Genomic DNA, 14,128 nt, shown 5'->3' on the forward strand with positions numbered 1-14,128 from the left:
GACAGCCCTGATCTTGTGCCGCATTCTGTGCAGAGCAACCAGACTGAAGGGACTTCGCAATGGCGCGGGGAACAAAACGATGGCTGGCCGGGCTCGGGATCGCGAGCCTGCTCGCACTGGGCGCGGCGGCGCCGGCCCAGGCCGCGAGCGGCGGCAACAACGACTTCGGCTGCCGCCCGAGCGCCGCGCACCCGAACCCGGTCGTGCTGCTCCACGGCACCTTCGCCACCTACTACGAGGACCTCAACTTCCTGCAGGCCGACCTGGCCGCCCGCGGCTACTGCACGTTCTCGCTGACCTACGGCGCCTACCCGCAGTTCCCGTTCGTGGGCGGCCTCAAGCCGGTCGCGGAGTCGTCGGCAGAGATCAAGAACTACGTCGAGAAGGTCCGCGCGGCCACCGGCGCGGCCAAGGTCGACGTCGTCGGGCACTCCGAAGGCGGCCTCCAGTCGATCTACCTGGCCAAGATGCAGGGCATCCAGAGCGAGATCGGCAAGGTCGTCGCGATCGCGCCGCCGACCCACGGCGCCAACGCGTCCGGGCTGCTGACGCTGGCCTACACGCTGCTCGGCAAGAGCACGTGGGACAACGTCGTCAAGACGATCGGCCTGCCGATCTTCGCCGACGAGCTGGACGGCGGCGCCGCGATCGTCGCGCTCAACACCGGGCCGGTCGCCCAGCCCGGCATCGACTACACGATCATCACCTCGCGCTACGACGAGCTGGTCACCCCGACCGAGACGTCGTTCATCCGCGAGCCCGGCGTGCACAACCGCTACGTCCAGGACTCCTGCCCGTTCGACCCGGTCGGGCACATCGGCGAGGCCTACGACCTCAACGTCTGGCACCTGGTGCGCAACGCGCTCGACCCGGCGCACGCCGCGCCGATCCGGATCTGCGCCGTGGGCTCGCCCGGATGACCTGGCCCCGCTACGACGGCCCCGAGGACCTCGCGGCGATCGAGGCCGTCCCGCTGGCCGACCGCGGCCTGCCGGAGAGCACGTACGAGCTGCTCCGGCAGGCCGGGAGCCGGTTCGCCGACCGTCCGGCGCTGACGCTCCTGCCCTCGGGCGAGGCGTGGGAGCACCCGGAGACCTGGACGTACGGCGAGCTGCTCGCCCGCGTCCACCGGATCGCGAACGTGCTCACCGACCTGGGCGTCACCCGGCGGGACGCGGTCGCGCTGCTCGCGCCCAACAGCGGTGACGTCTTCGCGGCGACGCTGGCGGCCCAGGCCGTCGGCACCGCCGCGCCGGTCAATCCCGGCCTCGCGCCGCACCAGGTGCGGGAGCTGCTCGAGACGTCCGGCGCCCGCCTGGTCATCGCGGCCGACCCGGACCTCGACGTCGGCCGCCCGGTCCTCTCGCTCGCGGAACTGGCGGCACGCGCCGACGCGGCCGATCCGGTCCGGCTGCGCGCCGAGCCGCCTCGGGGCACGGACTTCGCGGGCTACTTCCATACAGGCGGCTCCACCGGCACCCCGAAGATCGCCGTGCACACCCAGGCCGGCGAGGTCGGCATGGCCTGGACGCTCGCCGCGTCCACCGGTGACGACGACCTCGTGCTGCTCGCCGCGCTCCCCCTCTTCCACGTCAACGCGCTGCTCGTGACCGGGCTGGCGCCGCTGTTCAAGGGCCAGCACGTCGTCTGGGCGGGCCCGCTCGGCTACCGCGACCCGGCGCTCTACCCGGTGTTCTGGCGGATCGTCGAGCGCTACCGGATCGGCGCGATGTCCGCCGTGCCGACGGTCTACGCCGTGCTCGCGCACCTGCCGGTCGACGCGGACATCTCCAGTCTCACGTTCCCGATCGTCGGCGCGGCGCCGCTGCCCGCCGCGGTGCGCCGGCAGTGGCGCGAGCGCACCGGCACCGAACTGGTCGAGGGCTACGGCCTGACCGAGGGCACCTGCGCGTCCGCCCGCGGCTTCCCGGGGGTGTCGCGACCCGGCACGGTCGGGCAGCGGATGCCGTACCAGGAGGTCAAGGCCGTCCGGATCGACGGCGACGGCTGGACCGACCTGCTCCCCGGCGAGACGGGCGTGCTGGTGATCCGCGGCCCGAACGTCTTCCCCGGCTACCTGCGCGACGGCGAGCCGGACCCGGCGGGCAAGGTCGTCGACGGCTGGCTCGACACGGGCGACCTGGGCAGCGTCGACGCCGAGGGGTTCATCCGGCTGGCCGGCCGCGCGAAGGACCTGATCATCCGGGGCGGCCACAACATCGACCCCGCGACGATCGAAGAGGCCTTGCTGACGCACCCGGCGGTGTCGGCCGCGGCCGCGGTGGGCCGCCCGGACCGGCACTCGGGCGAGGTCCCGGTGGTGTACGTAACGCTGCACGCCCCGGCACCCTCCGCCGAGTTGCTGGAGTGGGCGGCCACGCGGGTCCCCGAGCGCGCGGCGGTCCCGAAGGCCGTCCACGTCGTCCCGGAGATCCCGCTGACGGCGGTGGGCAAGCAGTACAAACCGGCCCTCCGCCAGGACACCCTGCGCCGGGTGGCCGAGGCCGAGATCGCCGCCCTGGGCCTCGACGCCAAGGCGACAGTCGAGCTGGACCGCGACGAACCCGTGGTGGTCATCGCCGCGCCGCCCTCGGCGCCGCTCGCCTCGGCCCTGGACGCCTACGCCTTCCGCTGGCGCTGGGGGTCGTGAGTGTTTAGGGCGGTTCTAACCGCCCTAAACACTCACGACGGCCGGCGCGCACTAGGAATCCGTCATGATCCGCTATGTCCTGCGACGGCTGCTCCAGCTGATCCCGGTCTTCTTCGGCACCACGTTCCTGATCTACGTCCTGGTCTGGGCCGTGCCCGGCGACCCGTTCGCCGGCAAGTGCGGGCAGACCGCCTGCCCCCAGGCCTACATCGCGCAGATGACCGAGAAGTTCCACCTGGCCGACAACATCTTCGTCCAGTACTTCAAGTACCTCGGGAGCCTGTTCACCGGCGACTGGGGCGAGACCTTCAACGGCACCTCGGTCGGCGAGCTGATCGCGACGTCGTACCCGATCACGCTGCGCCTGGCCGTGGTCGCGGTGGTCATCGAGGCCGTCATCGGCCTCACCGCCGGCGTGCTGACCGGCCTGCGCGGCAAGGGTTTCCTCGACAACCTGGTGCTGGTCTCGACCACGTTCCTGATCTCGCTGCCGGTGTTCGTCACGGCGATCGTGCTGCAGCTGGCCCTGGGCACCAACGGCCTCGGCCTGATCGAGGCCAGCGTGTCCGACAACCCCAGCATCGGCGAGCTGATCGTGCCCGGCATCGCGCTCGGCAGCCTGTCCATGGCCTACGTCGCCCGGCTGTCGAGAACGAGCATCGCCGAGAACCGCCGCGCCGACTACGTCCGGACGGCGATCGCGAAGGGCCAGCCCACCAGCCGCGTCGTCGGCGTCCACCTGCTGCGCAACTCGGTGATCCCGGTGCTGACGTTCCTCGGCACCGACCTCGGCGCCCTGATGGGCGGCGCGATCGTCACCGAAGGCGTGTTCAACATCAACGGCCTCGGCGGCCTCATCTTCCGCGGCATCCAGAACCGGGAGAGCGCCACCGTCGTCGGCGTGGTCGTCCTGCTGGTGCTGGTGTACCTGCTGATGAGCCTGATCGTCGACCTGCTCTACGCCGTTCTCGACCCGAGGATCCGCTATGACTGACCCGAACCTGGTGGGCGGCGGCGGGGCCGACGCGGCCGAGCTGTCCCGCATCGACGACTCCGCGACCAGCCCGCAGAAACCCCGCAGCCTGGCGGCCGACGCCTGGCGCCAGCTGCGGCGCAAGCCGGCGGTCGTCGTCTCGGCGGTGATCATCCTGGTCATCGTGCTGATCGCGATCGCGCCCGGCCTGTTCAGCTCGCGCGACGCGGGCTTCAGCGACCTGACCCACGCCAACGAAGGCCCGTCCGGGGCCGCCTGGTTCGGCTACGACAACCAGGGCGCCGACGTCTACGCCAGAGTGATCTACGGGACCCGCGCGTCGCTGCTGGTCGGGGTGTTCTCGACGCTGCTGACCGTGCTCTTCGGCTCGCTCGTCGGCATCGTCGCCGGTTACTACGGCCGGTTCGTCGACAGCCTGCTGTCGCGCTTCGGCGACATCTTCGCCGGCCTGCCGTTCGTGCTCGGCGCGATCGTCATCCTGACGACGTTCAACGCGCCCGGCACGAGCCCGGGCGCGGTCACGATCATCGTCCAGGTGGTGTGCTCGATCGCCGTGCTGAGCTGGCCGGTCGCGATGCGCATCATGCGGTCGGCGACGCTGGTGGCCAAGCAGCTCGACTACGTCAAGGCCGCGCGCGGCCTCGGCGCGAGCACGCCGCGGATCATCTTCCGGCACCTGCTGCCGAACACCGTCGCGCCGGTGCTGGTGTACGCGACCATCGCGCTCGGCGCGTTCATCGGCGCCGAGGCGACCCTGGCCTACCTGGGCATCGGCGTGCGCGCGCCGGTGATCTCGTGGGGCGTGATGATCAGCGACTCGCGGGACTACTTCCGCAGTGACCCGCACATGCTGCTGTTCCCCGGTGCCTTCGTCACCCTGACCGTGCTGGCCTTCGTGATGCTGGGTGACGGCATCCGCGACGCGCTCGATCCGAAGTCGAGGTAGATCCCCTTGTCCGACAACGAACTATTGCTAGAGGTAGAGGATCTGCACGTCGAGTTCCGCACCTCGGACGGCGTGGCGAACGTGCTCAACGGCGTCGGCTACTCGGTGCACGCCGGGGAGACCCTGGCGGTGCTCGGCGAGTCCGGCTCCGGCAAGAGCGTCACCGCGCAGACCGTGATGGGCATCCTCGACACGCCGCCCGGCGTGATCACCGGCGGCGCCGTGCGCTGGCGCGGCGAGGACCTGCTGACGGCGTCCGAGGACCGCCGCCGGGAGGTGCGCGGCAGCGAGATCGCGATGATCTTCCAGGACGCGCTCTCCGCGCTGAACCCGGTGTTCACCGTGGGGTTCCAGATCGAGGAGCAGCTGCGGGTGCGGCTCGGGATGTCCCGCAAGGACGCCCGCAAGCGCGCGATCGAGCTGCTGGACATCGTCCGCATCCCGGCCGCCGACCGGCGGCTCAAGGACTACCCGCACCAGTTCTCCGGCGGGATGCGCCAGCGCGCGATGATCGCGATGTCGCTGGCCCTGGACCCGGACCTGCTCATCGCCGACGAGCCGACCACCGCTCTCGACGTCACCGTGCAGGCCCAGATCATGGACCTGCTGGGGGAGATCCAGGCCGAACGCAAGATGGGGCTGGTGCTCATCACCCACGACCTGGGCGTGGTCGCCGAGGTCGCGGACCGGATCGCGGTGATGTACGCGGGCCGGATCGTCGAACAGGCCGACGTCGTCGAGCTGTTCCGCGCGCCGGCCCACCCCTACACCGCCGCGCTGATGGACTCCCTGCCCCGGCTCGACCTCAAGGGACAGACGCTGGAGACCATCAAGGGCCTGCCGCCGAGCCTGCTCGACGTCCCGCCCGGCTGCCCGTTCCACCCGCGCTGCAAGCGGGCCGAGGACCGCTGTTCCTCGGAAGTCCCGGCGCCCCGCGGGATCGGCTTCGGCCGGACCAGCGCGTGCCACTTCGCCGAAGAGGTGGTGAACTCCCGTGCCTGACCCGATCCTGTCAGTCAGCGATCTCAAGAAGTACTTTCCGGTCCGCACCGGTGTCCTGTTCAAACGGACCGTCGGCCAGGTCAAGGCGGTCGACGGCGTCTCGTTCGACCTGCTGCCCGGCGAGACGCTCGGCGTCGTCGGCGAGTCCGGCTGCGGCAAGTCCACCCTGGCCCAGGTGCTGATGCGCCTGGAGGAACCGACGGGCGGCACCGCGAAGTTCGAGGGCCGCGACATCTTTTCGATGCGCGGCAACGAACTGCGCAAGCTGCGGCGCGAGATCCAGATCGTGCTGCAGGACCCGTACACGTCGCTGAACCCGCGGATGACCGTCGGCGACATCGTCGGCGAGCCGTTCGAGATCCACACCGACGTCGCGCCGAAGGGTTCGCGGGCGAAGAAGGTGCAGGAGCTGCTGGAGGTGGTCGGCCTCAACCCCGAGCACCTCAACCGCTACCCGCAACAGTTCTCCGGCGGGCAGCGCCAGCGCATCGGCATCGCGCGGGCGCTGGCGTTGCGGCCCAAGGTGATCATCTGCGACGAGCCGGTGTCCGCGTTGGACGTCTCGATCCAGGCGCAGGTGATGAACCTGCTCGGCGACCTGCAGGACGAGTTCGGGCTGTCGTACGTCTTCATCGCGCACGACCTTTCGGTGGTGCGGCACCTGTCCAACCGGGTCGCGGTGATGTACCTCGGCAAGATCGTCGAGATCGGCACCGACGAGGAGATCTACGAGCGACCGTCCCACCCGTACACCCAGGCGCTGCTGTCCGCGGTGCCGGTGGCGGACCCGGCGCTGCGCGGGCAGCGGCAGGTCATCCGGCTGACCGGCGACGTGCCGAGCCCGCTGGATCCGCCGTCCGGCTGCCGGTTCCGCACGCGGTGCTGGAAGGCGCAGGACATCTGCGCCACGGAGGTACCCGAACTCGTGCCGCGGACCGACGGGCACTTGTCAGCATGTCACTTCGCGGAGCAGAAGTCGGTTGTTCCATAACTGTGAGGACTATTCAGACGTCGGACGGCGCAAGCCGCCGGTACCGCTGTGACCTGCGGCTGGGTGCGCCGTCCTGATCCGAATAGCCCTCATACGTTTGGCCGTTGTAACCACATTGTCCGATCTATACGGTCCGGAGGGAACCGCTTTCCGAGGAGGAGAAACGTGAAGAGACCCAGGCTTCTCGCCGCGGCGCTGGCCGTCCCGCTGTTCGGGGCGCTCACCGTGGCTGCGGTCCCGGTGGCGTCCGCGCAGCCCGCGCTGGCCGGCCCGGCGACCGAGTTCACCGTGCTCGCCAAGGACGTCCAGAGTGTCGGGAGCGCGCAGAAGGCGATCCGCGACGCGGGTGGCACGGTGCTGGAGACCAACAGCGCGGTCGGCCTGATCAAGGCCAGCGCCCCGGCGACCGGCTTCACCGAGCGCGTCTCGGCGAACCGGTCCGTGTTCGGCGCGGCCAAGGCGCAGGTCATCGGCGCGGTGCCGAAGGACGGCAAGAACGTCAAGAAGAACAACGTCGAGAAGGAAGGCCGCGGCACGGCGAAGGGGAACGCCGCCGCGAAGAAGGCCGTCGGACTGGACCCGCTGGACGACCAGCTCTGGGGCCTCAAGTCCGTCCGATCGGACCTTTCCCGCACCAAGCAGCCGGGCAGCAAGCAGGTCAAGGTCGGCATCATCGACACCGGCATCGACGGCACGCACCCGGACATCGCGCCGAACTTCGACGCGGCCGACTCGCGCAACTTCGTCAAGGACATCCCGTTCGACGTCAACGGCGTCGAGGTCGACGGCCCGTGCGAGTTCCGCGGCTGCGTCGACCCGGTGAACCACGACGACGGCGCCCACGGCACGCACGTCGCCGGCACGATCGCCGCCGCGGCCAACGGCTTCGGCGTCTCGGGTGTCGCGCCGAACGTGACGCTGGTGAACATCCGCGCCGGCCAGGACTCGGGCTACTTCTTCCTGCAGCCGACCGTCGACGCGCTGACCTACGCCGGTGACGCCGGCATCGACGTGGTCAACATGAGCTTCTACACCGACCCGTGGCTGTACAACTGCACCGCGAACCCGGCCGACTCGGCCGCGGAGCAGGCCGAGCAGCGCACGATCATCGAGGCGACCCAGCGCGCGCTGAACTACGCGCACCGCAAGGGCGTCACCATGGTGGTCGCGCTGGGCAACCAGCACACCGACCTCGGCGCGCCGCAGCCGGACACCACCAGCCCGGACTACCCGGCGAACACCACGCACCCGCGCGACGTCGACAACAGCTCGTGCCTCAACCTGCCGGTCGAGGGCAACCACACGATCGGCGTCGGCGCGTTCGGGCCGTCGCAGGCGAAGGCGGACTACTCGAACTACGGCACCGAGCAGATCTCGGTCTCCGCGCCGGGCGGCTACTTCCGCGACGGTTTCGGCACGCCGTGGTTCCGCACGGTCGAGAACGAGATCCTCTCGACGTACCCGAAGAACGTGGGCGTGGCCGAAGGCAACATCGACGCGGCGGGCAACGTGACGCCGGCCGGTGTCGCACTGGGCGTCCAGAAGGCCACGGCCGCGGACGGCCGCGTCGGCTACTACCAGTGGCTGCAGGGCACGTCGATGGCGACGCCGCACGCGGCGGGTGTCGCGGCGCTGATCGTCTCGCAGTACGGCAAGAAGTCCGGCTCCGGCTTCGGCCTGGACCCGGACAAGGTCCAGCGCGTCCTCGAGGGCACGGCGTCGAAGATCGCCTGCCCGGTCCCGCGCACGGTGGACTACCTGGACGAAGGCCGCGACGCCACGTTCACGGCGACGTGCACCGGTGACCCGTCGTTCAACGGCTTCTACGGCCACGGCGCCGTCGACGCCTACGCGGCGGTGACCCACGGGTCGCAGTACCTGAAGTAGCTCGCACGCGAACGGCCCGCTTCCCGCTCGGGAGGCGGGCCGTTTTCGGGTCAACCTTTTGACCGGTTCGTGCGTGTACTCCCCGAGGCGAGGGGGAGACGTGTACGAACCGACGAAGGCCGAGGTCGAAGCGGCCGGGAAGTGGCTGGCCAAACGCGGCGTCGAGGTGGCGCGGCCAACGCCGTTGCTGGCGTTGCGGCTGGGCGCGCGCCGGGCCGCGCGCCCGCCGGGATACTGGGCGTGGGTGGTGCTGGTGCTGACGGTGGTCGTGCTCGCCGGCGGCATCCTGCAGTTCCTGGCGCTCTGGCTCCACCTGCCGCTGGGCGTCGGGTACTTCGCGGCCTACGCCGGCGTGGTGGTGCTCGTCTGGCTCCCGGTGCGCTGGGCGGACCGGCGGGCCGCGGCCTGGCTGGGCGACCGGCGGCTGGACGTGCCCCGGCCGCCGTGGCGGGAGTCGCTGGACGGCTGGTACCTGGCCTCGGTGCTGATCACCTTCGGCGGTGGCGCGCTCCTGGCCGTCGCGATGTGCGTGACGACGTCCGCGTGGGTCTGGGCGGTGGGCTGGCTCGGGATGCTCGCGATCGGCGCGGCCGTGACGGCGGTGGTGCTGACCGGCGTGCTCCGGCGGCCGGTCCTCGCCGAGGACGAGACGTCGCTGATGATCGACGCCGTGGTGCGGACCGAAGACCCGTACATCACGATGCCCGCGTTGTTCGCGTTCCCGGTGCTCTTCGACGTCCTGACGTCGGGCCGGCAGCCGCACGAGTTCACGCCGTGGCTCGTCGGTTACGTCATCCTCGCCTTGGTGACCCTGCTCGTCGGCCGCTACCGGCAGTACCGGCGCCGGCTGCTGCCGGCGGGGACCTACGGCGTGGCGGTGGCGGTCCGATGATCATGGTGACCGCCGCGGAGCAGGAAGCGGCCCGGCGGTGGCTGGCCAAGCGCGGGCAGCGGGTCGAGCGGCCGACCCCGGTGCTGACCGCGTTGATCGCGACGAGGCAGGCGTTCAACGGCCGCTGGTTCCCGCGCTACATCGGCTACGTGCTGCTCGTCTTCGTCGGCGGGCTGGGGTACACGCGGCTCTTCGGCCCGGGAATGACCGAAAGCTATCCCGTCTACTTCATTTATTTCGCGCTCCAGCTCGCCGCCCGGGACAGCAGTCACCTCCGCGAACGGGAACTCCGTGAGTCCGTCCCGTCGCGGAAGCCCGCGGAACCGTGGTGGCGGGTCCTCGGCGGCTGGTTCCTCGCGTCCGTCGCGGTCGCGTTCGGGGGCGGGATCGCGCTCGCCGTCACGATGTACGCGACGACGCCCGCCCGGACGTACGCCGTGAGCTGGCTGGGGCTGCTCGCGCTGAGCGCGCTCGTCAGTGGCTGGGTCCTGGTCAGCGTGCTGCGTCGCCCGCTCATCGCCGCCGACGCCGAATCGCTGGCCGTCGCCCGGGCACTGCGGGTCGAGGCGATCTACGCGGCGTCACCGCTGATGGCGGTCTTGCCGCTGATGCTGGACCCGCTGCTGGGGAACCACCAACCGGCGGCGTTCACGCCGTGGCTGGCCGGCTACATCGCGCTGGTGCTGGTCCTGCAGGTGGTCGGCTACGTCCGGCACCTGCGCCGCTCCCGGAAGCTGCCGCCGGGCCACTACGGCACGCCGCTGCCGGACCTGGACGTCCCCGTCGACTGGTCACCACCGCAGGAGGCCCGATGATCGAGGTGACCGCGGCGACGGAGTCGGCCGCGCTGAAGTGGCTGGCGGGTCACGGTCAGCGCGTCGGCCGGCCGACGCCGGTGCTGACCGCGCTGATCGCCACCAGACAGCCGTCGCAGTGGTGGCGCTACTTCCTCTACGTCGTGGTCGCCAGTTCCGCCGGAGTGGGCTACTCGCTGTTGTTCGGTCACGGCATGACCGAGAGCGTCCCGATCTACTTCCTCTACTTCGGGATGCAGCTCTCGATGTGGGACGGCTTCCGCCGTAACGACCGGGACCTCCTGCGCGTGTGGGACCCGTCGCGGAAGCCGGCGGAACCGTGGTGGCAGGTCGTCGGCGGCTGGTTCCTGGCGTCCCTCGTGGTCGCGTTCGGCGGTGGGATCGCGCTCGCCGTCGCGATGTACCCGACGGCCCGCACGTACGCGGCGAGCTGGCTGGGCCTGCTGATCTTGAGCGCGCTGTGCACCGGCTGGGTCCTGATCGGCACCGTCCGCCGCCCGCTCTTCGCCGAAACCGCCGAATCCCTCGCCGTCGCCCGGGCGTTGCGCGCCGATCAGGTCTACGTCGTGACGCCGATCCTCGTGGTCGTCCCGCTGGTGCTGGACCTGCTGGAGAACAGCCTGCCGCCAGGCTTCACGTCCTGGCTTCTCGGCTACTCCGCGGCGGTGGTGCTCCTGCAGGTGGTCGCCATCGTCCGGCACGTGCGCCGGTACCGGCGGCTGCCACCGGGCGACTACGGCACGCCGCCGGTCCCGGATCCGGGCACCCCGGTGGACTGGTCGCCGCCACAGGAGGCCCGATGATCGAGGTGACGTCGGCGGAGGAGCCGGCCGCGCTGAAGTGGCTGGCGGGTCACGGTCAGCGCGTCGGCCGGCCGGCGCCGCTGCTGACCGCGCTGATCGCCACCAGACGGTCGCTGTACAGCCGCGGTCTGCCGCGCTACTTCGCGATCGTGGTCGGCATCTGCGTCATCGGCGGCCGATATTCGCTGGGACGGCATCCGGTGGCGCGAGCGGGAACTCGGTGGCGCCCGGCTCGGACCGGACCGGACGCCACCGGACCGCGCTAGCGGTTCGACGCCTTCTTGACGAACTTCCCGAGGTCCTTGGCCTGCTGCACCCGGGTCGGCTCGTGGACGTACATCATGTGCCCCGCCGGGTAGTACGCCGTGTCGATGTTGTCGCGCAGTTCCTCCGGGATCTGCAGGTGCGCCAGCACGTGCTCGGCCGCGAAGTACGCCGTCGCGCCGTCGTAGTGGCCGAACGCGACGTGGACCTTCAGGTGCGGGTTCGCGCGCATCGCCGCGCTCACCGAGTCGACCACCGAGATCGAGCGGCCCTCGAACTCCTTGTACGACCACGCCTTGAACGTGTCCTCGTGGATGATCTCGTACGGCAGGTCGTTCTCGTAGCCCAGCTCGGCCCGCACGTAGTGGTTGAACGCCGCCGAGTACGCGCCGATCACCCGGGAGATCGACGGGTCGTCGCTCATGTGCTCGCGGCCGCCGTCCGGCTCCCACGTCGTGAACCGGCCGTCCATCCGGCCGACCGTGAGGCCGCGGTCGCGCAGCAGCTCGGTGAAGAACCGGACGTGCTCGATCCGCAGGTTCACCCGGTCCACATAGGACTCGGTGAGCCCGGTCAGCGACGCCAGCGTGGCCACGGCGTCAGCCCTGTCCTGTGTGGACAGCCGGGCGCCGCGGGCCAGTGCCCACGGCAGGTCCTTCGCCGCGAAGTCCTCGGCGTCGGCGAGAACGTCGTCGAGCGGGCGCTCGCCGTGCAGGCCGTGGTAGTGCGCGATCGCCGCGTACGTCGGCACGTACAGCGAGTACGGCAGGTCGTTGCCCTCGCTGAACTGCAGCGTGCCGAGGTCGAGCACCGACGAGATGAGCAGCAGGCCGTTGAGGTAGAGCCCGTGGCGGTCCTGCAGGTGCGCGGCCAGCCCGGCGGCGCGCAGCGTGCCGTACGACTCGCCGGCCAGGAACTTCGGCGACAGCCAGCGCTCGTGGCGCGACACCCAGAGCCGGATGACCTCGCCGACCGACTCGATGTCGCCCTTGAAGCCGTGGAAGTCCTTCGTCTCGCCGCCCTCGGCCGCGCGCGAGTAACCCGTCGACACCGGGTCGATGAACACCAGGTCGCTGTGCACCAGCAGCGTCTCGGGGTTGTCGGCCAGCCCGTACGGCGGCGGCTCCGGGTTGTCGACGTCGCCGGAGAGCACGCGCCGCGGCCCGAGCAGCCCCATGTGCAGCCAGATGCTCGACGAGCCGGGTCCGCCGTTGAAGGCGAACGTGACCGGCCGCGAGCCGGGTTTGGCGTCGTCGAGGGTGTAGGAGGTGATGAAGACCTCGGCCTTCGCCTTCGGCCCCTCGGACTTGCCGTCCTTCACGACCTCCTTGCGGAGGACGATCCGCCCGGCCTTCGCCGTGTAGGACAGCGTCTTCCGCTTCACGGTGAGCGTGTGCTGGGTCGTGACGATGTCGTCGGCCGGTTCGGCCGGGAGCTCCTTGACTTCGGGAGTCGTCTTCTCGGGAGCCTCTTCGGGGGTCGTGTCCGCCATGGACCCCAACTTAGCCGGATCACTGTGGCAGGGTGACTTGGTGCACACCGGAGACTGGCCGACGACGATCGCCGACGCGCTCGCCGTGCAGGAACGGCTGCGCGGCGAAGTCGACCTCACCGACGACGTCCCGGAGCTGCCGCCGACGGTGACCGGCCTGGACGTCGCCTACGACGGGGCCGACGGGATCGCCGCCGCGGTCGTCACGCTGGAGACGGCGGGGCTGACCGTGGTGGAGGAGCGGACGGTCCGCGCCAAGGCCGTCTTCCCGTACGAGCCGGGCCTGTTCGCCTTCCGCGAGCTGCCGCCGCTGCTGGCCGCGCTCGAGCGGCTCGACCACGAGCCCGACGTCCTGGTCTGCGACGGCCACGGCCTCGCCCACCCGCGGCGGTTCGGGCTCGCCTGCCACCTGGGCGTGCTGACCGGGCGGCCCGCGTTCGGCGTCGGCAAGACGCGGTTCGTCGGCTCGCACGACGAGCCGGACCACGCGCGCGGCTCGTCCGTGCCGCTGGTCGACGCGGGGGAGGTGGTCGGCGCGGTGCTGCGCACCCAGGACGGCGTCAAGCCGGTGTACGTCTCGGCCGGGCACCGGATCGACCTGGCCCACGCGTGCCGGCTGACGCTCGCGCTGGCGCCGCGCTACCGGCTGCCCGAGACGACGCGGCAGGCCGACCGGCTGTCCCGGGTGGCGCTGCGATGAGGACGCTCGCCCAGCTCGACGCCGCCGTCTCCGCGTGCCGCGCCTGCCCGCGGCTGGTCGAGTGGCGCGAGGGCGTCGCGGGCACGAAGGCGGCGTTCCGCGGCGAGGAGTACTGGGCGCGGCCGGTGCCGGGCTTCGGCCCGTCGGACGCCAAGCTCGCCGTGGTCGGGCTGGCGCCGTCGGCGCACGGCGCGAACCGCACCGGCCGGATGTTCACCGGCGACCCGTCGGGCGACTTCCTGTTCCGGGTGCTGCACGAGGTCGGGCTCGCGTCGCAGCCGACGTCGACGGCGATCGGCGACGGCCTCGAGCTGTACGGCACGCGGCTGGTCGCGCCGGTGCGCTGCGCGCCGCCGGAGAACAAGCCGACGCCGGCCGAGCGCGACACGTGCCGATCGTGGCTCGCGGAGGAGCTGACGCTGTTACGTCCGACACTGCGCTCGATCGTGGTGCTCGGCGCGTTCGGCTGGCAGGCGTTGCTGCCCGTGCTCGCCGCGGCCGGCTGGCCGGTGCCGTCGCCGCGTCCCGCGTTCGGCCACGGCACGGTCCTGAAGCTCGGCGACCTGCGGATTTTCGGCTGTTATCACGTCTCGCCGCGCAATGTCCAGACCGGGCTCCTGACCCACACGATGGTGGCCGACGTCTTCCGCGCCGCGACCTCGGTGACGGCCTCGGACTGAATCGTTACGGAA

At 71.0% G+C, this 14,128-nt stretch carries 14 protein-coding genes; 13 read left to right on the forward strand and 1 reads right to left on the reverse strand.

Annotated elements, in window-relative coordinates; genetic code table 11:
- The first annotated feature begins 59 nt into the window (after positions 1 to 59).
- The 11 genes from ACLJQZ_RS14360 to ACLJQZ_RS14410 all read left to right on the forward strand — a co-directional run bounded on the left by ACLJQZ_RS14360 (position 60) and on the right by ACLJQZ_RS14410 (position 11,246).
- Positions 60 to 920 carry an esterase/lipase family protein gene (locus tag ACLJQZ_RS14360; protein WP_410620503.1) on the forward strand — a complete coding sequence of 287 codons (861 nt, stop codon included), beginning with the start codon at positions 60 to 62 and terminating at the stop codon, positions 918 to 920.
- On the forward strand, positions 917 to 2,650 hold the full coding sequence (locus ACLJQZ_RS14365; protein WP_410620504.1) for an AMP-binding protein: 1,734 nt from the start codon (positions 917 to 919) through the stop codon (positions 2,648 to 2,650). The genes ACLJQZ_RS14360 and ACLJQZ_RS14365 overlap by 4 nt, the downstream gene beginning before the upstream one ends.
- A 64-nt stretch (positions 2,651 to 2,714) precedes the next feature.
- Positions 2,715 to 3,644: an ABC transporter permease gene (locus ACLJQZ_RS14370; protein ID WP_247057850.1), complete on the forward strand. Its 930-nt coding sequence runs from the start codon at positions 2,715 to 2,717 to the stop codon at positions 3,642 to 3,644.
- A complete protein-coding gene (locus ACLJQZ_RS14375; protein WP_326944439.1) occupies positions 3,637 to 4,590 on the forward strand; it encodes an ABC transporter permease in 954 nt (317 codons plus the stop codon). The genes ACLJQZ_RS14370 and ACLJQZ_RS14375 overlap by 8 nt, the downstream gene beginning before the upstream one ends.
- A 6-nt stretch (positions 4,591 to 4,596) precedes the next feature.
- Positions 4,597 to 5,592, forward strand: a complete 996-nt coding sequence (locus ACLJQZ_RS14380; RefSeq protein WP_410620505.1) for an ABC transporter ATP-binding protein — start codon at positions 4,597 to 4,599, stop codon at positions 5,590 to 5,592.
- On the forward strand, positions 5,585 to 6,583 hold the full coding sequence (locus ACLJQZ_RS14385; RefSeq protein WP_410620506.1) for an ABC transporter ATP-binding protein: 999 nt from the start codon (positions 5,585 to 5,587) through the stop codon (positions 6,581 to 6,583). The genes ACLJQZ_RS14380 and ACLJQZ_RS14385 overlap by 8 nt, the downstream gene beginning before the upstream one ends.
- 165 nt (positions 6,584 to 6,748) lie before the next feature.
- Positions 6,749 to 8,470 carry a S8 family serine peptidase gene (locus tag ACLJQZ_RS14390; RefSeq protein ID WP_410620507.1) on the forward strand — a complete coding sequence of 574 codons (1,722 nt, stop codon included), beginning with the start codon at positions 6,749 to 6,751 and terminating at the stop codon, positions 8,468 to 8,470.
- A gap of 100 nt (positions 8,471 to 8,570) precedes the next feature.
- Positions 8,571 to 9,362 carry a hypothetical protein gene (locus ACLJQZ_RS14395; RefSeq protein WP_410620508.1) on the forward strand — a complete coding sequence of 264 codons (792 nt, stop codon included), beginning with the start codon at positions 8,571 to 8,573 and terminating at the stop codon, positions 9,360 to 9,362.
- The gene (locus ACLJQZ_RS14400; RefSeq protein WP_410620509.1) at positions 9,359 to 10,177 is read left to right on the forward strand and encodes a hypothetical protein; all 819 of its coding nucleotides are present in this window, start codon (positions 9,359 to 9,361) and stop codon (positions 10,175 to 10,177) included. Before ACLJQZ_RS14395 ends, ACLJQZ_RS14400 begins: the two co-directional genes overlap by 4 nt.
- Complete coding sequence (locus ACLJQZ_RS14405; RefSeq protein WP_410620510.1) at positions 10,174 to 10,980, forward strand: hypothetical protein; 807 nt, start codon at positions 10,174 to 10,176, stop codon at positions 10,978 to 10,980. The genes ACLJQZ_RS14400 and ACLJQZ_RS14405 overlap by 4 nt, the downstream gene beginning before the upstream one ends.
- On the forward strand, positions 10,977 to 11,246 hold the full coding sequence (locus ACLJQZ_RS14410) for a hypothetical protein (RefSeq protein ID WP_410620511.1): 270 nt from the start codon (positions 10,977 to 10,979) through the stop codon (positions 11,244 to 11,246). The genes ACLJQZ_RS14405 and ACLJQZ_RS14410 overlap by 4 nt, the downstream gene beginning before the upstream one ends.
- Here ACLJQZ_RS14410 and ACLJQZ_RS14415 read toward each other — a convergent pair.
- Positions 11,243 to 12,736 (reverse strand): S10 family peptidase, encoded by a 1,494-nt coding sequence (locus ACLJQZ_RS14415; protein ID WP_410620512.1) that lies wholly within the window; start codon positions 12,734 to 12,736, stop codon positions 11,243 to 11,245. The genes ACLJQZ_RS14410 and ACLJQZ_RS14415 overlap by 4 nt on opposite strands.
- Between ACLJQZ_RS14415 and ACLJQZ_RS14420 the strand changes: the two genes are divergently transcribed.
- Positions 12,735 to 13,436 carry an endonuclease V gene (locus ACLJQZ_RS14420; protein WP_410620513.1) on the forward strand — a complete coding sequence of 234 codons (702 nt, stop codon included), beginning with the start codon at positions 12,735 to 12,737 and terminating at the stop codon, positions 13,434 to 13,436. The genes ACLJQZ_RS14415 and ACLJQZ_RS14420 overlap by 2 nt on opposite strands.
- On the forward strand, positions 13,433 to 14,116 hold the full coding sequence (locus ACLJQZ_RS14425; RefSeq protein ID WP_328644837.1) for a uracil-DNA glycosylase: 684 nt from the start codon (positions 13,433 to 13,435) through the stop codon (positions 14,114 to 14,116). The genes ACLJQZ_RS14420 and ACLJQZ_RS14425 overlap by 4 nt, the downstream gene beginning before the upstream one ends.
- The last annotated feature ends 12 nt before the right edge of the window (positions 14,117 to 14,128 follow it).

The sequence above is a fragment of the Amycolatopsis sp. cmx-8-4 genome, from assembly GCF_046548675.1.
In the GTDB taxonomy this organism is placed as follows: Bacteria; Actinomycetota; Actinomycetes; order Mycobacteriales; family Pseudonocardiaceae; genus Amycolatopsis.